This window comes from Pedococcus sp. P2_A3 (assembly GCF_056405035.1).
On record NZ_JBFUCW010000001.1, the window covers coordinates 125,926 to 145,782 of the forward strand.

16 protein-coding genes are annotated in these 19,857 nt (G+C 68.5%); 5 read left to right on the forward strand and 11 right to left on the reverse strand.

Annotated features, from left to right (window positions below; translation table 11 throughout):
• Nucleotides 1-37: 37 nt before the first annotated feature.
• The 4 genes from AC1DX8_RS00640 (at nt 38) to ychF (ending at nt 4,010) form a co-directional block, all read left to right on the forward strand.
• Nucleotides 38-928, forward strand: coding sequence for an NUDIX hydrolase (locus AC1DX8_RS00640; RefSeq protein WP_477627964.1), 891 nt, complete (start codon nt 38-40; stop codon nt 926-928).
• A 57-nt stretch (nt 929-985) separates the two neighbouring features.
• The gene (locus tag AC1DX8_RS00645) at nt 986-1,849 is read left to right on the forward strand and encodes a thioesterase family protein (protein WP_477627965.1); all 864 of its coding nucleotides are present in this window, start codon (nt 986-988) and stop codon (nt 1,847-1,849) included.
• A 66-nt stretch (nt 1,850-1,915) separates the two neighbouring features.
• Nucleotides 1,916-2,869, forward strand: a complete 954-nt coding sequence (locus tag AC1DX8_RS00650) for a hypothetical protein (RefSeq protein ID WP_477627966.1) — start codon at nt 1,916-1,918, stop codon at nt 2,867-2,869.
• Between the two features lie 55 nt (nt 2,870-2,924).
• Nucleotides 2,925-4,010: a redox-regulated ATPase YchF gene (gene ychF / locus AC1DX8_RS00655; RefSeq protein WP_477627967.1), complete on the forward strand. Its 1,086-nt coding sequence runs from the start codon at nt 2,925-2,927 to the stop codon at nt 4,008-4,010.
• A 20-nt stretch (nt 4,011-4,030) separates the two neighbouring features.
• Here the strand turns inward: ychF and AC1DX8_RS00660 are convergent, their stop codons facing one another.
• A complete protein-coding gene (locus tag AC1DX8_RS00660; RefSeq protein WP_477627968.1) occupies nt 4,031-5,149 on the reverse strand; it encodes a tyrosine-type recombinase/integrase in 1,119 nt (372 codons plus the stop codon).
• 228 nt (nt 5,150-5,377) lie between these two features.
• Between AC1DX8_RS00660 and AC1DX8_RS00665 the strand changes: the two genes are divergently transcribed.
• Entirely contained in the window at nt 5,378-5,686 is a 309-nt protein-coding gene (locus AC1DX8_RS00665) for a helix-turn-helix transcriptional regulator (RefSeq protein ID WP_477627969.1), read from the forward strand.
• 842 nt (nt 5,687-6,528) lie between these two features.
• Here AC1DX8_RS00665 and AC1DX8_RS00670 read toward each other — a convergent pair.
• From AC1DX8_RS00670 to AC1DX8_RS00715, 10 genes are all read right to left on the reverse strand, one after another.
• Entirely contained in the window at nt 6,529-7,596 is a 1,068-nt protein-coding gene (locus tag AC1DX8_RS00670) for a sodium:calcium antiporter (protein ID WP_477627970.1), read from the reverse strand.
• 2 nt (nt 7,597-7,598) lie between these two features.
• On the reverse strand, nt 7,599-8,102 hold the full coding sequence (locus AC1DX8_RS00675) for a hypothetical protein (protein WP_477627971.1): 504 nt from the start codon (nt 8,100-8,102) through the stop codon (nt 7,599-7,601).
• Complete coding sequence (locus AC1DX8_RS00680) at nt 8,099-10,657, reverse strand: molybdopterin oxidoreductase family protein (protein WP_477627972.1); 2,559 nt, start codon at nt 10,655-10,657, stop codon at nt 8,099-8,101. The genes AC1DX8_RS00675 and AC1DX8_RS00680 overlap by 4 nt, the downstream gene beginning before the upstream one ends.
• Before the next feature lie 141 nt (nt 10,658-10,798).
• Nucleotides 10,799-12,526, reverse strand: a complete 1,728-nt coding sequence (qcrB, locus tag AC1DX8_RS00685; RefSeq protein ID WP_477627973.1) for a cytochrome bc1 complex cytochrome b subunit — start codon at nt 12,524-12,526, stop codon at nt 10,799-10,801.
• The gene (locus AC1DX8_RS00690) at nt 12,526-13,596 is read right to left on the reverse strand and encodes an enolase C-terminal domain-like protein (RefSeq protein ID WP_477627974.1); all 1,071 of its coding nucleotides are present in this window, start codon (nt 13,594-13,596) and stop codon (nt 12,526-12,528) included. Before AC1DX8_RS00690 ends, qcrB begins: the two co-directional genes overlap by 1 nt.
• A 62-nt stretch (nt 13,597-13,658) precedes the next feature.
• Nucleotides 13,659-15,143, reverse strand: coding sequence for a sugar porter family MFS transporter (locus tag AC1DX8_RS00695; protein ID WP_477627975.1), 1,485 nt, complete (start codon nt 15,141-15,143; stop codon nt 13,659-13,661).
• On the reverse strand, nt 15,143-16,939 hold the full coding sequence (locus AC1DX8_RS00700) for a thiamine pyrophosphate-requiring protein (protein WP_477627976.1): 1,797 nt from the start codon (nt 16,937-16,939) through the stop codon (nt 15,143-15,145). The genes AC1DX8_RS00695 and AC1DX8_RS00700 overlap by 1 nt, the downstream gene beginning before the upstream one ends.
• 33 nt (nt 16,940-16,972) lie before the next feature.
• The gene (locus tag AC1DX8_RS00705; RefSeq protein ID WP_477627977.1) at nt 16,973-18,685 is read right to left on the reverse strand and encodes a GMC family oxidoreductase; all 1,713 of its coding nucleotides are present in this window, start codon (nt 18,683-18,685) and stop codon (nt 16,973-16,975) included.
• A 2-nt stretch (nt 18,686-18,687) separates the two neighbouring features.
• Nucleotides 18,688-19,374 (reverse strand): gluconate 2-dehydrogenase subunit 3 family protein, encoded by a 687-nt coding sequence (locus AC1DX8_RS00710; RefSeq protein ID WP_477627978.1) that lies wholly within the window; start codon nt 19,372-19,374, stop codon nt 18,688-18,690.
• On the reverse strand, nt 19,371-19,829 hold the full coding sequence (locus tag AC1DX8_RS00715) for a hypothetical protein (RefSeq protein WP_477627979.1): 459 nt from the start codon (nt 19,827-19,829) through the stop codon (nt 19,371-19,373). Before AC1DX8_RS00715 ends, AC1DX8_RS00710 begins: the two co-directional genes overlap by 4 nt.
• Between the last annotated feature and the right edge of the window lie 28 nt (nt 19,830-19,857).

Genomic DNA, 19,857 nt, shown 5'->3' on the forward strand with positions numbered 1-19,857 from the left:
GCCATCCAGTGCCGACAGCCGTGTCTAGGCTGGCCGGGTGTCCACCCCCGAGCTCCGTGACGGTGATGACCTCGTGCTCCGGGGCGTCCCGGTCGACGACGACGGCGCCTCGGCTTTCGCCGTCGTCTGGGAGGGCGAGCAGGTGGGGCGCGTCGAGGTGGTCGACGACGGCTCGGGCGACGCCGACCTGATCTGGGCCGTCGTGGCCGAGTACCGCGAGGTCGGCATCATCGAGCGCGCCCTGCGGCTCGTTGTCGCCTGGGCGTTCGAGGCCCTCGACGTGCAACGCATCGAGGTGCGGGTGGCCAACACCGACCGGGCCGGGGTGCGGGCGGCGTTGCGCGCCGGGCTGCGCAAGGAGGGCGTGGCCCGCGGCGCCCTGACCGGTCCCGGCGAGCGGGTCGACACCATGGTGCTCGCCCGCCTCCACGACGACGCCGAGCCCGACAGTCGTGACGGCTTCATCGCGTTGCTCAACTCCTCGCTGCCCACCAAGCGCGCCATCGCCCAGGGCGTGCTGCGCGACCCTGCCGGCCGGGTGCTGCTGTGCGAGCTCACCTACAAGGCCGAGTGGGACCTGCCCGGGGGCGTGGTCGACCCGTCCGAGTCGCCCGCACAGTGTGTCGTCCGCGAGGTCAGGGAGGAGCTCGCGATCGACGTCGAGGTGCGTGGCCTGCTCGCGGTCAACTGGCTGCCGCCGTGGCGGGGGTGGAGTGACGCCACCGTCTTCGTCTTCGACCTCGGAGTCGCCGACGAGGACCTCATCGCCCGGACCACGTTGGAGCGCAGGGAGATTCGATCTCTGCACTTCGCTGACGAGGAGGAGTGGGAGCAGCGGGTGGCGCCCTACAACCAGCGCCTGCTCGCCTTCCTCTCCGCCCACGCCGGCCCCACGGCATACCTCGAGGACGGCCTCCCCGCGCTGTGAGGTGAGGTCGACCACGTATGCCGCGCGGCGGCTGCCCTTCTGGGTGAGACTGAGCTCGTGAGCAGCGAGTTCGACACGGGTTCAGCGGTTTCGGCACGCGACGGGGAGAGGGGCGTCTACGACGCCGCCCTCGGCGAGGGCTGGCGGATCGGAGGCGGAGTCAACGGCGGGGTGCTGCTGGCCATCGCCGGCCGCGCCCTCGCCGCGGAGTTCGGCGCCACGGATGGCGACCGTCCCGGTCACCCGGACCCGTTGGCCATCAGCGCCTACTACCTGACGCCCGGCACTCCCGGCCCCGCCACCGTGCGCACGTCGGTCGTGCGCCGGGGGAGGGCGGTGTCGACGGGCCAGGCTTCGCTGCTGCAGGACGACGGGCAGGGCGGCGAGGTGGAGCGCGTGCGCTTCCTGGCCACCTACGGAGACCTCGCGTCGGTCGACGGCGACCTCACGACCTCCGCCCAGCCGCCGGACCTGCCGCCGCCGGACCAGTGCGTGTCGGCGGCCCAGGCGCCACCCGACTTCCTCAAGCACGCCTCGCTGCTCGAGCGCCTCGACATGCGCCTCGACCCGGCGACCACGGGCTGGGCGATGGGCAAGCCGTCGGGCAACGGCACCATCAGGGGCTGGCTGCGGATGGCGGACGGCCGCGAACCCGACCCGCTGCTGCTGCTCCTGGCTGTCGACGCGCTGCCGCCGGTGGCCTTCGAGCTGGGGCTGCCCGGGTGGACACCCACCCTGGAGCTCACGGCGCACGTGCGGGCGCGCCCGGCGCCGGGGTGGCTCCGGGTGAACCTCACGAACCGCACGCTGGCCGGTGGCTTCCTCGAGGAGGACGCGGAGGTGTGGGACAGCGAGGGGCGGCTCGTGGCGCTGTCACGGCAGCTCGCCAGGGCGTCCGCGCCGCCGTCGGCACGAAGCTGACCCCGGAGGTATCTGCGCGGGTCGTCACGCCTCCTTCCCACACGGACCGAGTTGGGGGGAGCTGTCATGACGAAGATCGAGCTCAGGCTGGACAACCTGCAGTGCCGGGTGCAGGGGGATGCCTCGGGAGGCTCCGAGCCGTACCTGTGGCCGGTGCTGATGTGGGTCACCGACCAGACCATCGGCACGCCGACACCGGTCCGGGCCAACCATCCGAACACTCCGCGGACCGTCCTCGCCCAGAACGTCACCGCGGGAACCGGGCTCGCGGTGCCGAGCGCCGCGGGGACGGTGCGGACCCAGCTCGACGCGGGCGACACGCTCCGCAAGGCCATCGCGGTGGTCTCGCTGCTGGAGAACGACGAGACCCCGGACCACGTGGTCGTCGCGGCGTACAACCGCTACGTCGAGGCGCTGCCTGACGCCGTCGCGGCGCACCTGCTCGACCTGGCCAGCGACGACGACGAGGTGGTGGCGGCGGCCACCGCCGCGGTGCGCGAGGAAGTGAGCTCGGCCGTGCACAGCGCCGGCTCGGACGAGATGACGTGGTGGGAGAAGGTCAAGGTGGGCGTCGGCTCGTTGAACCTCGACGACGAGATCGGTGCGGAGTTCGCGAGCACGACCACCACGAAGAACCTCGGGCTCACCTTCCAGCAGAGCGTCACCATCGGGAGCCAGACCGTGCTCACCCAGGACTGGCGGCTCACCGGAGCCCTGATGGTCGACCACCGCATCGACCTCTGCGCCGCGCAGGTGCTGGCGGTCAACCAGGCCAAGGTCCAGCGCGACTCGGTGCTCGACCAGCTGCGGGCACTCCAGACGCAGTGGGCCCAGGCCAGTGCGTCGGAGAAGCCGGGCATCCAGCTCGACATCGACGATGCCCGCGAGGTGCTGGCCGCTGCGGAGGCGGCCCTCGACGCGGCCGAGGCGGCCCTGGCGGCGTGCCGCGCCCGAGGACCACGCCACATACCGACCGACGTCTTCGACCACGTCGTCGAGGCGGCTCACGAGCTGCACTGACCCGGCGAGCAGGGCGTCCGTCCGCACTCGCGACCGCCGGTAGACTCTCGGCCTTGTGGCTCTCACTATCGGAATCGTCGGCCTGCCCAACGTGGGCAAGTCCACGATGTTCAACGCTCTGACCAAGAACAACGTGCTCGCCGCGAACTACCCGTTCGCGACGATCGAGCCGAATGTCGGGGTCGTCCCGCTGCCGGACGCTCGGCTGAAGCGGCTCGCCGAGATCTTCGGATCCGAACGCATCCTGCCCGCGACGGTGTCGTTCGTCGACATCGCCGGCATCGTGCGTGGGGCGTCGGAGGGTGAGGGGCTGGGCAACAAGTTCCTCGCCAACATCCGTGAGGCCGACGCGATCTGCCAGGTGGTGCGGGCGTTCGAGGACGGCGACGTCGTGCACGTCGACGGCAAGGTGTCGCCCGAGTCGGACATCGAGACGATCCACACCGAGCTGATCCTCGCCGACCTGCAGACCCTCGAGAAGGCCGTGCCTCGCCTCGAGAAGGAGGCACGGATCCAGAAGGAGAAGAAGGCCACCCTCGACAACGCCGTCGCGGCGCAGAAGGTGCTCGAGGAGGGCCACACCCTGTATGCCGCGGGCGCGGCCGCCGGGGTCGACCTCGCCGAGGCGCGGGGCCTGGGGCTGCTCACGACCAAGCCGTTCATCTACGTGTTCAACCTCGACGAGGACCAGCTGGCGGACAGGGAGCTGCAGGACTCGCTGCGGTCGCTGGTGGCGCCCGCCGACTCGGTGTTCCTCAACGCCAAGCTCGAGATGGACCTCATGGAGATGGAGCCCGAGGAGGCCATGGAGCTGCTCGAGTCGTTCGGTGCGGAGGAGTCCGGGCTGGACCAGCTCGCTCGCACCGGTTTCCACACCCTCGGGCTGCAGACGTATCTCACGGCCGGCCCCAAGGAGTCGCGCGCGTGGACGATCGGGCAGGGCTGGACCGCGCCGCAGGCGGCCGGCGTCATCCACACCGACTTCCAGCGCGGCTTCATCAAGGCCGAGATCGTGTCGTACGAGGACCTCGACACCATGGGCTCGATGGCCGCGGCCAAGGCTGCAGGCAAGGTCCGCATGGAAGGCAAGGACTACGTCATGTCCGACGGCGACGTGGTCGAGTTCCGCTTCAACGTGTAAAGGCGCAGGTCAGACGCTGGTTAGGCATCCCCTGCCCTCACGGTGCCCACACCAGCGCTGAGGACCTCGGCGGCAAGCCGGGCCGCGGCGTCGCGCACGCGGTCCTCGGCGGTCGGCCATAGGTGGGCGTACGTGGTCAGCGTCGTGGTCGACTTGGCGTGGCCCAGAGCCCGCTGGACCGCGACGACGTCGCAGCCGGAGGCGATCAGCCCGGACGCGTAGAAGTGCCGCAGGTCGTGGAGTCGGACGCCCTCGACCCCAGCTCTGGACAGCGTGGCCCGCCAGCGGTAGCCGATGGTGTTCTGGTGGGGTGGAACGTTGTCGACGCCCGCGAAGAGCCAGTCACTGTAGAGGCCCAGCGCAACGTGCTGGGCGAGCATCTCGATGAGCGCGTCGGGGATGTGGACGGTGCGCTCGGAGTTGTACTTCGGAAGCCTGATGTCGACCGCCCCGCCGTTCAAGCGCTGCACCTGTCGGCTGACGTCGACCTGTCGGCGCAGGAAGTCGATGTCATCGACCCGAAGCGCGGCGGCCTCTCCGAGGCGGAGGCCGGCGAAGGCACACAGTCCCACAAACGCCCTGAACCGTGCCTCGGAGGCGTCAAGGATCCGCCGGACCACATCGGGCGAGGGGATCGTCATCGCTGACTCGCGCTTGCGCTGGCGGGGAAGTCGGACCTGAGCCGTGGGGTCGATCGCGATCATTCCGTCCCGCACGGCTGCCCGGAACACCGAGCGCACGTTGACGAACCGGGTCTTGATCGTGCCCGGCGCCAGTGCACGCTGTCGATCGGGCGTGGCCACCGTCATGGACTTGACCCACGCCTCGACGTGGCTGGGCCGGACCCGACGCAGGTCGACGTCGGCGAAGGTGGTCGACCGTGAGGCCAGTGACATCGCCCGTCGCGTCCCGTCGGTCCAGATCTGGTCACACTCCCACGCCTCGAAGTAGCGGATGAACGACACCTTTCCGGCCTCGGGGTCGACCCACCTCCCGCGATCCAGGGCATCGAGCTGCTGACGCCTCCACCGGACGGCGTCGGCCTGCTTGGGGAACGACCGCTCGTGCTGCCGACCCGTCTCGGGGTTTCGGTACCGGGCTCGCCAGGACTGACCGCGACGGCTGATCCCCTCAGGCATCGAGATTCCCATGGTGCTGCGCGATGAATGCCATGCCATTCCTTTCCGAGGTTCGCCACGTTAGCCGGGGCCTCCGACGACGGTCGAGGCCGACTAGTGGCCCGTTCCGGACATTGACGGTTGTCGCCGGACCCCGTCAGCAATTCCTCCCAGTGACCACCGACGACGACCCGTCGGCATTCGTCAGCGACAGGCAGAGCCCACCAACACCGCGAGGAGATCGTCGTCATGAGTCAGAACGCCAAGGACCAGGAGCAGCTGGGGCTGTGGGACAGCCTCAGGGACCTGCAGAACGCGGAAGGGTGCACGTCACGGCCCGCACCTCCGCTGCCAGCCCGTCGGCCGGCAAAGCCGATGGAGTACCAGGAGCTGTGGGACATCGACGACCTGGCCAACTACCTCGGGGTGCCCAAGCAGACGATCTACTCGTGGCGGACGACGGGATACGGACCGAAGGGGATCCGGATCGGAAAGCACCTGCGCTGGCGTGCAGCGACCGTGATCACCTGGACGCTCGGACTGGAACAGCACCAGTGACGCGAGATGGCCGCAGAGTCCGGGCGTGCCCTCGCTGCGGTCGGGTGATCCCAGAGGCGTGGCCACGTCGACCCGGACGACCGAAGCGGTGGTGTTCCCCGCAGTGCCGCCGGGCGGCGTCGGAGGAGCGACGCGCCTCGGACAGGGGAGCGATCGGCATCCGGTACATCGACATCGAGGTCTCGATCGAGGACCACGTCCGCGCCGTCCTCGCCTCTCCGGCCGCCTGCCGCCGTGTGCTGCGAGAACTGGGTGACCGCGCGGCTCGCGGCGACCTAGTCGACACGCGGTGGCGCAGCGTCCTGACCGACTTGGAGCACCTGCGTCAGCCCGCAGGTCGGCCACGGGATGGCTACGTGTGGCGCCGTTGAGCGAATTTCGTCCGCCGGAACCTCCCCGACAATGCATGAGGTGTGTGGGACATGGGGTTGGCTATTTCGGTGGGGGTACGACGGCGACGAGGGTTGGGAAGGGCGGTGTGGTGACTCGGGGCGTGACGGTGACACCAGGGCGCGGATAGAGCTGCTTGCCGAAGCCATCCAATGTCACGCTAGTTGGCCTCAGGGCAGCATGTGTTCTGGGTGGTCGTCCACGGACCTCTCAGCGGCGTCCTGGTCGGGGATGCCTTGGTCCAGGAGCCAATCGACGGCGCGACGCTGGGCTCGGACATCCCGAAGTCGTGCCAAGGCGGTCGAGGGCAGTAACGACGCCGGCCGTCGAAGAGTCCGGGCACGCCCTGGTGCCAAGCCGTCGGCGAGATCTTCGCGGGCGTCCTCGTCGACTTCATCGGCGTGTCCGGCTAGGAGACGAGTCCAGCGGCAATCCGCGCACAAGTATCGGCGCTACTGCGGGAGGACCACGAGTCCGATGACACCGAGGATGTAGAGGAGCAGGACGGCGATGCTGTCGATGCCGAGGCGGGCGTGTTGCTTTGCCGGACGAAAGATCAAGCCGGCCATGTAGACGACGGTGAGGAGCGCGGCGAGGCCCGTGAGGTAGATGTCGGCCGCGTGGGCGTTGGGTAGGACGGCCTTCCCTGAGACCAGGACCGCCAGGAGGAACAAGACCGGCAGGAACGCGTTGCCGCCGAAGATGTCGCCGAAGGCGAGCTTGTAGTCGCCTTGCTTGGTCGCGTTCAGTCCGGTGCTGAGCTCGGGCAGGGATGTCGCGCCTGCCAGGACGGTCGCACCGAACAGCACGCCTGACAGGCCCACTTGGTCGGCGGCCGCGGTGCCGCTCTGTTCGGCGAGCGCACCAGCGACGAGGGTCGCGATCGCTGCGGCGCCGAAGACGAGGACGACGCGGGTGGTGCTGACGCCCTTGCGGGTCGCTTCGGCTGAACGAGTCTTCTGGGAGTGACCCCGGGGCTTGGGCTGGCTGTCCGGCGCCTCACCGCTGTTGGACCACGGCAGCTTCCCACCCGCTCGCTGGGTCAGCATCACCCCCGCTACCCAGACCAGCGCGATGAGGACGACGTCGGGCGTGAGCCGGGCGACGACGAGGTTCTTGGGCAGCTGTGTGCCCATCACCACCACGACGAGCACTGCAAGGACGACTGCGCCCTCGATGACGAGGATCAGGCTCGCGGCTTGGTAGGTCAGCGGTCGTCGTTCCCGGACACCGAAGGCGTCCAGCGCGACCAGGACGACCGTCTGGATGGCGATGCCGCCGAGGATGTTGCTCACGGCCACGTCCAGTTTCCCGCTGGCTGCTGCGCTGTAGGTGATGGCGATCTCGGGAAGGTTGGTCGCCACGGCCAGGAGGATGAGTCCGCCGAGCGCCTGACCGAGGTGGAGCCGGTCGGCCAGGATGTCGGTGTAGTTCGACAGCGGGATGCCTGCGACCCAGATCACGGCTGCGCTCGCGACGAAGAGCAGGAGTTCCGCCCACAAGGGCAGGTGCGGCAGCACGTTCAGGTCCTCAGAAGGGTGGATGCCAGTGGAGTGGCCGGGGGAGGGACGATCAGGGCCTGGGGTGCGGCGGACTTCATCCGGGTCACTAGCCACGCCAGCTGGCGGGAGACGTCCTTGCGGGCGGTCTGCTCGATGGACAGCAGCTCCTCGTCGCGAAGTCCTTGTGCGCCTTGTCCGATGACCGTCCAAGTGCTGTCGACCAGGGTCGCGAGCATGTGGAGGTCCTGCAGGTCGCGCAGCAGGCCGACGGCGCCGCTGCGGACCTCTCCGACACCCGAGGCGTGCAGGCGTTGTGGTTCTTCGACGTCCGAGGCTTCGCCGTACCTGGCCACCACGGGTTGCAGCTTCGCCACGTGCTTCCGGCTCATCGTGGCCAGGGCCTGGCAGGTGAACAGGACATCCGGATGGTTTGCGTGTCCTTGGCCGATGATGTCGAAGGAGTCGGCCAAGGTGGCTTCGCTGGCGTGAATGAGCGCGACATAGGTCGCGAGGTGGGTGCTCATGACCGGTCCTCGTCAGACGTTCCGGCGTCGCCTTCCGGCAGGACAGGGACGCGTCTGGACCTGGGTGCCTGCGCGGGGTCGTTCGGATATAGGGGTATGGGGTCGAGCACGAGGCTGGAGGTGGGTGTTCCTCCGCGGGTCGGTGGCACGTCGGCTTGCGCGGGAGCGGAGGCCGCCGTGGTGGGTGCGGGGGAGGGGGCGTCGCCGTCGCGCACCTTGACCACTCGGCAGGCGGCCGTCTTGAAGTACGGCTGCTTGGACACGGGGTCCCACACGGTCATGGTCAGCTCGTTGGCCTGCCGTGACGGGCCGTCCACCTCGGAGGCGGTCAGGTCCCACGTGCCGTAGTGGAACGGCGCGAACACCGCCCCCTGCATGACGCGGCCCACGCGTGCCTGAACCTCGATGGCGCCTCGAGGTGACTCGACGCGTACGACGTCGCCCTCGGTGACACCGAGCCCTGCCGCATCCTCGGCGCTGAGCTCGACCCAGGCGTCCGGCGCGGCCTCGTTGAGCCTGCGTGCCCTACCGGTCTTGGTCCGTGTGTGGAACTGGTAGACGGTCCGACCTGTGGTGAAAAGCAACGGGTATTCGTCGCTGGGGACCTCGTGGGCGGGGGTCCACTCGCACCCCTTGAGGAAGGCGCGGCCGGAAGGGGCGAGTGCGCGGTGTTCGGTCTCGGTGACGGCGCCGCCGGTGAGAAGGTCGTGTCCGTAGGTCTCGCACTCGTCCGTGTGGGTGGGGAAGACGCCGTCGGTGTAGAGCCGGTCGGTGCCGTCGGGTGCGGTCTGGGCGTTGACCGGCCAGGGGATGCCGCTGGGGCCGCGGAGCTGGTCATAGCTCAGTCCCGTGTAGTCGACCGGGCGTCCCGCCGTCGCATCCTTCCACGCCTCGAATGCCTCTTCAGGGGTACGCCACGACGGCAACGGCCGACCCGAGCGGTCGGTGAAGCCCATCAGCTCCGCGTACAGCGTGAAGATCTCGAGGTCGCTCTTGGCCTCACCTGGGGGTTCAACAGCCTTCTCGGACAGGTGCACGGTGCGGTTGACGTTGGTGAAGGTCCCGGTCTTCTCGCCCCAGCCCGCGGCCGGGAGCACCACGTCGGCCAGCTGCGCGGTCTCGGTCAGGAAGAGGTCCTGCACCACGACGAAGCACTGGTCGCCCCCGAGGATCTTGCGCATCCGGGCTGACTGGGGCATGGACACCGCAGGGTTGGTCGCCGACACCCACAGCATGCCGATGGTGCCCTCCTCGGCGTGGCGGAAGATCTCCATGGCGTTGGTCGGGGGAGCCCAATGGGGTATGACCGACGCATCGACGTCCCACAGGTCGGCGAGCTCCTGGACGTGGGCTGCGTTGTCCCAGTTGCGGAAGCCGGGCAGATCGCCRTCGGCTCCGCACTCACGGTTGTTCTGGGCCGTCGGCTGGCCATTCATCTGCAGCACACCGGAGCCGACCTTGCCGATCTGCCCGCGCAGGAGGTGCAGGTTGTTGACCGCGACCGAGGCCGCTGTCGCTTGGTGGGACTGGTAGAAGCCCTGGAGGACCGTGGACAGCACGTGGTCGCTCTCACCAAAGATTCGCGCCGCACGCCGGATGTCCGCAGGGTCGAGACCGCAGATCTCCCCGGCCCACTCGGGGGTGCAGTGCTCGACCGTGTCCAACAGGTCCTGCAGGCCGACGGTGTGAGCCTGCACCCACTCCTGGTCCACCCAGTCGTTGACGACCAGCTCACGGGTCAACGCGTTCATCAGCGCCAGGTTGGTGCCAACCTTGGCCGCGAGGTGGACGCCCCTCGTGCGGATCGCCTCGTCGGCGACACGTGTGCGGCGTGGGTCGACGCAGACGATGGTCGGCGGGTTCGGACCACGCGTCCGGTCCAGGATCCGGGTCCACAGGACGGTCTGCGTCTCTGCCATGTTGTGGCCGAACAGGAAGATCGCGTCACAGTGCTCGATGTCGGTGTACGAGCCCGGTTGCCCGTCGGCGCCGAAGCTCTCCTTGAACGACGCCGCAGCCGTGGCCGTGCACAACCGCGTGTTGCCGTCCATGTGAGGTGTTCCCAAGCAGGCCTTGCCGATGACGGCCAGGGCGTAATACTCCTCGATGAACAGCTGCCCGGAGGTGTAGAAACCGAGTGACAGCGGCCCCTTCTCCTCGAGAAGGCGCTTGCTCACCTCGACGACCTTGCCCATCGCCGTCTGCCAGTCGGTCTCCACCAGGACCCCGTCCCGCCGCACCAGTGGCCGGGTCAGGCGGTCTGGGGACGATGCCCACGGGGTGCTGCCGTACAAGCCCTTGGGTCCCAGCCGTCCGTGGTTGACGACATCGCCGCCACGGCCCCGCACCCCCACCATCCGGCCGTCCTTCACCGCGATGTCACACCCGCATCCGTTGCTGCACAGCACGCACGCCGACTGGACCCAACGATCCACGGAGTCAGGGGTGATCCCTTCCTCGAGGTGGGTGTCGACGCGGGCGGGCCAGGCCGTGCCGCGCGCGTGCGGGGTCAGGGGACCCCAGATGTCCGCAATCCGATCGATCGAGTCCGTCATCGCTTGCTCCTTCGCACGGTCATCCGCTGTGCGCCCTCAGGACGCACTCGAGTGCGCTCGCGTCCGTGGCCTACAAACAGCCTGCCTAATTAGATGTGACTCCGCAACAGATGCGCTCTCGCAGATAAGATTGCGGGGTGATCAGCTGGGCCGGGTCCGGGTCGGGCCCCCGACTCGTTCATGGCGGAGGGCGTCCTGTTCCTCCTGCAGGAGGTCTTCTGCGTGCCGCTGATCTCCGGGGGAGGCGGTGGAAATTTGGTCGGAGAAGTACAGTCGCGCGGCTGCCCGATGGAGTCGCCGCAGTGGGCCGGCGGTGGGTTCGAGGGTGTGTTCCGCAGCGAGATCGGTGGAAGGTCGAGGACCGTGCCCCCGGTCCGTTTCGAGGTGCCGGCTGGGGCTCGCCCCGAGCACTGGGCGGCGCGCAGTGCTGTCGGGTAGTCCGTGCGACACCAAGGGCCATTGCTCGTATGGCGACAGCCGTTCGTGCGCCTCGAAGAATCCGCCTCCAGCCGTACGCAATAGTGTCCCGGTCTCACGACCGTGCAGGACGGCTGCGCGGTCGCGTCGCTGAAGTGACAGGCAGATCCGGCGGGTCACCCACGCCACCATCAGCGGCGCAGCGAACACCATCACTCGCAACACCATGGTGATTGCCTCGATCGACAGGTGGAGCTTGAGCGCGATGATGTCGTTGCCGCCGGCGAGGAACAGGCAGATGTAGAACGCGAGGGCGGCCGCTCCTATGGCCGTGCGGGTCGGAGCGTCCCGTGGCCGGTCGAGCAGATGGTGCTCCTCGGGCCCTACACGGGTGGCCCAACGCTCCAGGAAGGGGTAGAGGGCAGCCAGGACATACATGGTCGGGATGAGCAGCACACCCGGGAGCAGCACGTTGAGGCTCAGAGTGTGTCCGAAGGCGTGGATCTCCCAGGGCAGCATGAGCCGCAAGGCACCTTCGGCGAATCCCATGTACCAGTCGGGCTGCGACCCGGCGGAGGCCGCGGTGGGGTCGTACGGGCCGAACAGCCAGATGGGGTTGATCGTGACCAGCCCGGCGATCAGGGCGGTGACCCCGAAGACGATGAAGAAGAAGCCGCCAGCCTTGGCGGCGTAGATGGGCATGAGCCGGAACCCGACGACGTTGCGGTTGGTGCGGCCGGGGCCGGGGAACTGGGTGTGTTTCTGGATGACGACCATCAGCACGTGTGCCAGGGCGAGGCCTACCAGCAGTGCGGGCAGCAGGAGGATGTGCACGGCGTACAGGCGCGGGATGATGTCCTCACCGGGGAACTGACCGCCGAACACGGCGAACGCCACCCATGAGCCGATCACGGGGACCGAGAGCATGAGCCCGTTGGCAATACGCAGCCCGGTGCCGGACAGCAGGTCGTCGGGCAGGGAGTAGCCGGCGAACCCCTCGACGATCGCCAGCAGCGAAAGCGATACCCCGATCACCCAGTTCAGCTCACGCGGCTTGCGGAACGCCCCGGTGAAGAAGATCCGCATCATGTGGACGGCGATCGCGACGGTGAACAGCAGCGCGGCCCAGTGGTGGATCTGCCGGATCAGCAGGCCACCGCGGATGTCGAAGGAGATGTCGACCGTTGACCGGTACGCCTCGCTCACGGTGAGCCCGCGCAGTGGGACGTAGGAGCCGTCGTAGACCACTCGGGCAGAGCTTGGGACGAACCACACCGTCAGGAACGTCCCAGTGACCAGAAGGACCAGCAAGGAGTACAGCGCGATCTCGCCCAGCATGAACGACCAGTGGTCGGGGAACACTTTGCGAAGCAGGGATCCGGTCGGCTTCGCAGCGCCGGTGCGGTCATCCAGCCAACCGGCGACCCCTCCCAGCTCTCGTGCGACCCCCATCACGCGACCCGGAACTTGGTGATGTCCGTGGCCCGAAGCGTCAGGCCGTGGCCGGGCGCGTCGTCGCGAGGAGCCAGCACACCACCCTGTGGATTGAGCGTGCCGTCGAAGAACATCGACTCGATCCGGACGTGGTCGTGGAACCACTCGAGGTGACGCAGGTTGGGGGTGGCTGCGGCGGCGTACACGTGCAGGTGCGGGGCGCAGTGGCCGGACACCTCAAGCCCGAACGATGCTGCCACCGCGGCTGCGCGCAGCCACTCGGTGATGCCCCCACACCGTGATGCGTCGATCTGGAGGCAGTCGACAGCCCCGGCCTGGCACAGCCGGCGGAAGTAGTACAGGTCGGTGCCGTACTCGCCGGCCGTGACGTCGGCGTCCACGGCGTCCCGTACTTCTCGTAGTCCTTCGTGGTCGTCGGAGGAGACGGGCTCCTCGAACCATCGCACGTCGAGGTCGGCTGCCGCGTCCATGACCCGGATAGCCCGCTTGCGGGAATAGCCGCCGTTCGCGTCGACGAACAGTTCGACGTCGTCGCCGATCACGGTGCGGCTCTGCCTCATCCGCGCCAGGTCCCGCTCAGTCCGCGCGCCCCAGGACTCCCCGATCTTGATCTTCACCCGGGGGATGCCTTGCTCGACCCATCCCGCGAGCTGGTAGTCCAGCTGGGCGTTGTCGTAGGTGGTGAAGCCGCCGCTGCCATAGATCGGCACGTGGGTACGGACGGCGCCCAGCAAGCGGTGCAGCGGCAGGTCGAGCAGTCGAGCCTTGAGGTCCCACAGGGAGACGTCGACCGCGCCGATCGCGTAGGAGGCCAAACCGGGACGGCTCGCGTTCCGCACCGCCCGGATCATTGCCTGAGACAGGCCCGGCACGTCGAGCGGATCCTCGTCACGCACGACAGGACTGAGGAGCTCCTCGATCAGCGCCCCTGCCGCGGCCGGCGCGTAGGTCCAGCCGGTTCCCACCGTGTCGGCGGCGCGGACCTGCACGAGCACCATCGTCGTCGAATCCCAAGCCATCGTCCCGTCAGCCTCCGGCGCGTCCGTCGGCACGGTGTAGACGCTCACCTCCACGGCGTCAACGGCAGGCCTCGACGTTGGACGAGACCCCGCTGCGGCCACCTGCGCCTTCATGCGCTGGAGGCCGTGTCATGGCCGACGAGGTCGCCCTGGATGTCCTCCAATGACCGGCCCTTCGTCTCAGGAACCCTGAGGAAGAAGAACAGGATGGCTAGCACACCGAAGCCGGCGTAGAGGAAGAAGGTGCCTTGTCGGGTGATGACCTGGCCAAGGCTGAGGAAGCTGGCCGCCACCAGGAAGTTGGCCGCCCAGTTCGCGACCGTGGCCACGGACATGGCCTTGCTGCGCACTCCGGTGGGGTAGATCTCCGAGATCATCAGCCAGAACACCGGGCCAAGCCCAATCGCGAACGACGCGATGTACACCAGCAACGCGACGAGCGCGATGTAGCCGGCGTGTGCTTGAAGTGCGCTGGAGGAGAAGTAGACGCCCAGGACCAGGAGTGAGGTGGTCAGTCCTACCGTGCCGATGAGCAGGAGCTTGCGGCGCCCGACCCGGTCCAACAGCAGGACCGCGATGGCGGTGAAGACAACGTTGGTCACGCCGACGAAGACGGTTTGGGTGATGGACGCGCTCTTGGTCAGGCCCGTGTCCGACAGGATGGTCGGCGCGTAGTAGATGACGGTGTTGATGCCGACGAACTGCTGAAACAGTGCCAGCCCGAGACCGACCCAGAGCAGCGGTCGCAGCCGGGACTTCGTCAGGTCCTTGATCCTGGAGCTCTTCTCGCTTCTGGCAGCCTCCTTGATGTCCTCGATCTCGCCGTCGACGTCCGCGTCAGGACTTCCTGCGCGCAGCCGTTGGAGCACCTGTCTCGCTTCGTCTTCCCTGTCGTGCTCCATCAGCCATCGAGGCGTGTGCGGGACGGTCAGCATGCCGATGGCTAAGGCAGCGCCGGGGATGACGGCGATGCCCAGCATCCAGCGCCAGTTGTTCTCCACGCCCTTGAACGCGAAGTTGACCAGATAGGACAGCAGAATCCCGGAGGTGATGGCCAGCTGGTTGAACGAGACCAAGCCACCTCTGACCCGCGGTGGCGCGACCTCGGATATGTAGAGCGGCGCCACGAACGACGCGGTACCCACCGAGATGCCCAAGACGAACCGGAAACCGATGAGCATGGGCAGGTTCAACGCGAACGCGCATCCCAGCGCACCGACGACGTAGACGCAGCCAGAGAGGACCTTGGTCCACTTTCGGCTGATCGCATCAGCGAGGTAGCCCGACAGGACTGCACCAAGAATTGCCCCGAGCAGCAGGGAGGAGACGATCCACTGCTGGGCCAGGGTGCCGGCGTGCAGGTCACTCTTGATGAACAGCAGCGCGCCGGAGATCACGCCGGTGTCATAGCCGAACAGCAGACCGCCAATCGCGGCGATGGCGCAGATGCGCACCAGCATGCCGTTGCCGCCGCGGCGCAGTTCGTGGATGAAGCCACCTATGCCGGCGTTCGCTTCCGGTGCCCCCCCAGTGCCGCCGGAGCGACTGGGACGTGCTGGATCAGCCGCCGCAGGGCGGTCTTGCGCGGTGGACATCAGCTTTCACCGCCGCTGGGCATGACCTCGGCGACCTTCGTCTTGAGGCCCTCCTTGATGACGCCCCAGCGGTCCTCGTCGCCCTTGAGCAACGACCGTGCCGTGGCCTTCATCTCCGTCCACGTCGCGTGCGGCGGAACCGGTGGGACATCCGGGTCGACGTGCACGTCCAGCACGGTCGGGCGGTCGGCCGCAAACGCCTGACGCCAGGCCTCTTCGAGCTGTCCTGGTTCGGTGACGTGGATCGCCAACAGACCGAGGCTCTCGGCGAATCCGGCGTAGTCCACGTCGGGCAGCTGTTGGGACTCGACGAACTTGGGTGAGCCCTCCATCGCCCGCATCTCCCAGGTGACCTGGTTGAGGTCGTTATTGTGCAGCACGGCAACTACCAGTCTGGGGTCGGCCCACTGCTGCCAGTAGTGCTTGATGGTGATCAGTTCGGCCAGGCCGTTCATCTGCATGGCGCCGTCGCCGGCGAAGACGACGGCGGGCCGGTCCGGGTGGGCGAACTTCGCGCCGATGCCGTAGGGCACTCCTGGCCCCATCGTGGCCAGGGTCCCCGACAGCGATCCCCGGATGTCTCCTCGGAACTTGAGCTGGCGCGCGTACCAGTTCGCAGACGACCCCGAGTCCGCTGCCACCATGGCGTCGGTGGGCAGCTGCCGGGACGCCTCGTGGAAGAGCAGCTGCGGGTTGACCGGGTCGGCCCCCACCTTGGCCTCTCGCTCCATCGCCCCCCACCAGTCGGCGACGTTCGACTCGATTGTCTCGCGCCAGCCGCGGTCTTCGTTGCGGCGCAGGTGCGGGATCAGTGCCCGCAGCGTCGCTGCGGCGTCGCCGACGAGGTTGAGCTCGTACGGGTATCGCATGCCGATGAACTTGCCGTCGATGTCGATCTGCACCGCGCGAGCCTGGCCGAACGCGGGCATGAACTGGGTGTACGGGAAGTTGGACCCGACGGTCAGCAGGGTGTCGCAGTCGGCCATCATCTCGTAGCTGGGTCGGGTGCCCAGCAAGCCGATCGAGCCGGTCACCCACGGCAGCTCGTCTGACAGTACGTCCTTGCCCAGCAAGGCCTTCGCCACCCCGGCGCCGAGAATCTCGGCGACCTGCTCGATCTCCGCGCGGGCGCCACGAGCGCCCTGGCCGATCAGGATCGCCGGCTTGCGGCCGCTGTTGAGCAGCTCTGCGGTCTCACGGATCGCCCCGTCGTCTGGGACGACCTGCGGCCACCGGACGCCGATGCTCGAGGGCACCATCTTCATGGCGTGGGTGGGTGCGGAGTACTCCAGTTCCTGCACGTCCGAGGGGATGATGATGGCCGTCGGCGCCCTCTCCGCCATGGCGGTGCGGATGGCGCGGTCGAGCACGTTGGGCAGCTGCTCGGGCACCGTGACCATGTGGACGAACTCGCTCGCGACGTCCTTGAAGAGGGTGAGTAGGTCGACCTCCTGCTGGTAGGCGCCGCCCATGCCGCTGCGCGCTGTCTGGCCGACGATGGCCACCACGGGCACGTGGTCGAGCTTGGCGTCGTAGAGCCCGTTGAGCAGGTGGATCGCCCCCGGTCCCGAGGTGGCCATGCAGATCCCGACGCGGCCGCTGAACTTTGCGTAGCCGACTGCCTCGAACGCTGACATCTCCTCGTGGCGGGACTGCACGAACTGGGGCGTGTTGTCGGCTCGTCCGAACGCGGCGAGGATGCCGTTGATGCCGTCGCCGGGGAAGGCGAACACGTGCTCGACCCCCCACTCGCGCAGTCGTTCTAGCAGGTGGTCCGCGACGTTTTGTGCAGCCATGTCTACTCCTGTTGTCAAGGTGGGGATGTGCTCTTACGCCGTCGTGGCCGATGCACCCCGGCGGCTGGTCCGCCCCGCATGAGCAGCGGGGTCCGGTGGCCCGCTGCGGGTGCCGGCAGCGAGTAGGTCCGCCGCTCGAGCCGCGACGGACATGATGGTCAGGGCGGGGTTGGCGCTGCCCTGGGTCGGCAGCACGCTGCCGTCGGTGATGTATAGGTTTGGGACGGCGAAGGTGCGGCAGGACTCGTCGACCACGCCGTACTCCTCGCCCGCGGCCATCCGGGCTCCGCCGACGAGGTGGGCGAACCGGTCGATGGTGATGACCTCGTCGGCTCCTGCGGCCGTGAGAAGGGACTCCATGACTTCGGTGGCGGCTTGGATGAGCATCCGGTCGTTGTCGCCTTGGGAGTAGGAGAAGTGCGCGACCGGCATGCCGTGGCGGTCCTTCTCCGAGGCGAGGGTGACCCGGTTGTCCGCTCTCGGGAGGAACTCGCAGAGGGCGCCCAGGCAGGCCCAGTGGGGGTAGTCGCTCATGTAGCGGCGCAGGTCGTCGCCGTAGTGGCCCTGCGCGGAGACGTGCTCGGCCCAGGTGATCGGCAGCGGCGACACGGTTTGGATTGAGAAGCCTCGCTTGTAGGGCTTGGTGGGGTCGGTCTCGTAGAACGCCTCTGTGCTCGCCTCCGGTGGTGGGCCCTTCCACATCCGGACCTCGGCGTCGAACCGTCCCGCGGTCTGCGGCGCTCCCTGGACCATCAGATAGCGGCCGACCTGGTCGAATTCGTTGCACAGTCCGTCGGGGAACCGTGCGGAGGCGGAGTTGAGCAGCAGGCGCGGAGTCTCGATGGAGTAGCCGGCCACCGCGACCATGCGGGCTCGCTGGAACCGTTCCACGCCGCGACGCACGTATTGCACCCCGGTCGCGCGGCTAGTGCGGTCGTCGACCGCGACCCGGGTGACCATCGAGTCGGCGCGGACCTCGGCACCGTGGGCGAGGGCGTCGGGGACGTGCGTGATGAGTGGCGAGGCCTTGGCGTTGACCTTGCATCCCTGCAGGCAGAAGCCCCGGTAGATGCAGTGTGCCCGGTGACCGAACCGGCCGTTCGCGATCGCGACCGGGCCGACCCTGGCCTCGATTCCGAGAGCCTGGGCGCCGCGCAGGAGCACCTCACCGTTGCCGGACACCGGGTGGGCCGAGTGCGGGTAGCGGTGCGGGTCCCCCCACGGCCAGTCCTCACCGGCGACCGGCAGCTCGCCCTCGATGTCCTCGTAGTAGGGGCGCAGGTCCTGGTACCCGATGGGCCAGTCTGCCCCCACGCCGTCCTGGGACATGGTACGGAAGTCGCTGGGGTGGAAACGGGGCGTGTAGCCGGCGAAGTGCACCATCGACCCACCCACACCACGTCCAGAGTTGTTGGAGCCCAACGGGACCGGGTCCTGGCCGGAGATCACTCGCGGCTCGTTCCAGTACAGGTGGTGCGAACCGGCCTCGTCGCTGACCCAGTCCCGCTCGGGGTCCCAGAACGGACCCGCGTCGAGGGCGACCACCCGCCAACCCCGGCGGGCAAGGCGTTGCATGAAGGTGGAGCCGCCGGCGCCGCAGCCCACGATGACGAGGTCCACCTCGTCCTCGTCGTCGAAGGTGCGCATGTCGGCGCGCAGCTGGTGGTTGACGTCGCGTCCGTCCGCGGGCAGCAACCAGGCGGACTCGTTGCGTTGACGGACCGCGCGTGTGTCCAGGCCCCGCACCACTAGGTCGTCTTCCTGGGGTGGTCCTGGGCCGGGCGCGTCGGGTCGAGGCCCGGACGGGTGTCCGCGACCTCCCAGGGCTCGCGTGCGTCCAAGCCCAGGTTCTTGTACCCGCGGGGGTAGGCCGGGCCGCCGAAGCCGATCTCGTCCCAGGCCCAGGGGTGGGAGTAGAAGGCCGTGTCTGCGTAGCGGGTCCACAGGCTCCAGACCGATGCAGAAGGCATGCCGTGCCACGATCCGGTGGCGTGCTGGGCGGCTCGGAGGGTCGCGTCCTGCTCAACCCGCGTGCACGTCGCGAAGCCGGCGCCGAAGGCGTCGTGGGCGTCGGAGTCGAGCGCGGCTAGGCTGTCTCGCCACGCCTGGTCGTCGGGCGGCATGTCGGCGTGGTGCCAGCCGTCGCCCTGGCCTTCGGCGAGGCGTTCGTCGATCATCCGCACAACGGGTACCCGGGGGTCCTCGTACTGGCCGAGTAGCAGGTCTGTCAGGGCACAAGCCAGGGCCTCCTCCGCGGGCGTGAAGAAGCGAAGGTCGACGGGGATGCCCACGCGGGGTGCGACCACACCCGTCGTGGCGGTGTCCCAATGGCGGGATTGCGCGAGGGTGTCGAAGCCGGGGTAGCGACCGCCGCCGTGCGCCTGGTCCAGGGGCAGCGTCGTGCGCGAGGAACGCGAGGGCCGCGCGGAGGTCACTTCTCCCTCCGCAGCACGGCCGCGACCAAACCCATCCCGCCCACGAGCGTGACGAGCAGCGGGGCCAGCAGGGGTGGTCCCATCTCCACGTTGTAGCGCCAGTTGCGCCACCCGCCCGGCTTCTGTGCGACGCCCCTCGCGTGCAGGTAGGTCCCCTGGAGGCCGTTCACCACGATCGCCGCTGACGCGATGGGCAAGGCTGTCTTGGCGGCCCGGTGGCTGAATACTCCAGCAACGCCCGCGACAGCCCCGATCGGGCCGAGCGCCACCGGGGACCACATCCACGGGTTGCCGAAGCTCGCCTTGTCGTGCTCGAAATAGATCTCGGCTGCCGTGATCACCGCACCTGCTGCGGTTAGCGCGGCGAGGCTGCGCTCGAACCGCCCATGGCGCACGTTGCGGATCAGCCGGTCGATACCGCGGGCGGTGCCGGGTACATGACGTTCGGTGGGCATGTGCACTGGGACTCCTGGGTATCGGTGC

Coding starts and splice junctions, on each gene's coding strand:
- AC1DX8_RS00650 (WP_477627966.1), top strand. CDS start 1,916: ATGACGAAGATCGAGCTCAGGCTGGACAACCTGCAGTGCCGGGTGCAG.
- AC1DX8_RS00675 (WP_477627971.1), bottom strand. CDS start 8,102: ATGAGCACCCACCTCGCGACCTATGTCGCGCTCATTCACGCCAGCGAA.
- qcrB (WP_477627973.1), bottom strand. CDS start 12,526: ATGGGGGTCGCACGAGAGCTGGGAGGGGTCGCCGGTTGGCTGGATGAC.
- AC1DX8_RS00660 (WP_477627968.1), bottom strand. CDS start 5,149: ATGCCTGAGGGGATCAGCCGTCGCGGTCAGTCCTGGCGAGCCCGGTAC.
- AC1DX8_RS00715 (WP_477627979.1), bottom strand. CDS start 19,829: ATGCCCACCGAACGTCATGTACCCGGCACCGCCCGCGGTATCGACCGG.
- AC1DX8_RS00665 (WP_477627969.1), top strand. CDS start 5,378: ATGAGTCAGAACGCCAAGGACCAGGAGCAGCTGGGGCTGTGGGACAGC.
- AC1DX8_RS00695 (WP_477627975.1), bottom strand. CDS start 15,143: ATGTCCACCGCGCAAGACCGCCCTGCGGCGGCTGATCCAGCACGTCCC.
- AC1DX8_RS00700 (WP_477627976.1), bottom strand. CDS start 16,939: ATGGCTGCACAAAACGTCGCGGACCACCTGCTAGAACGACTGCGCGAG.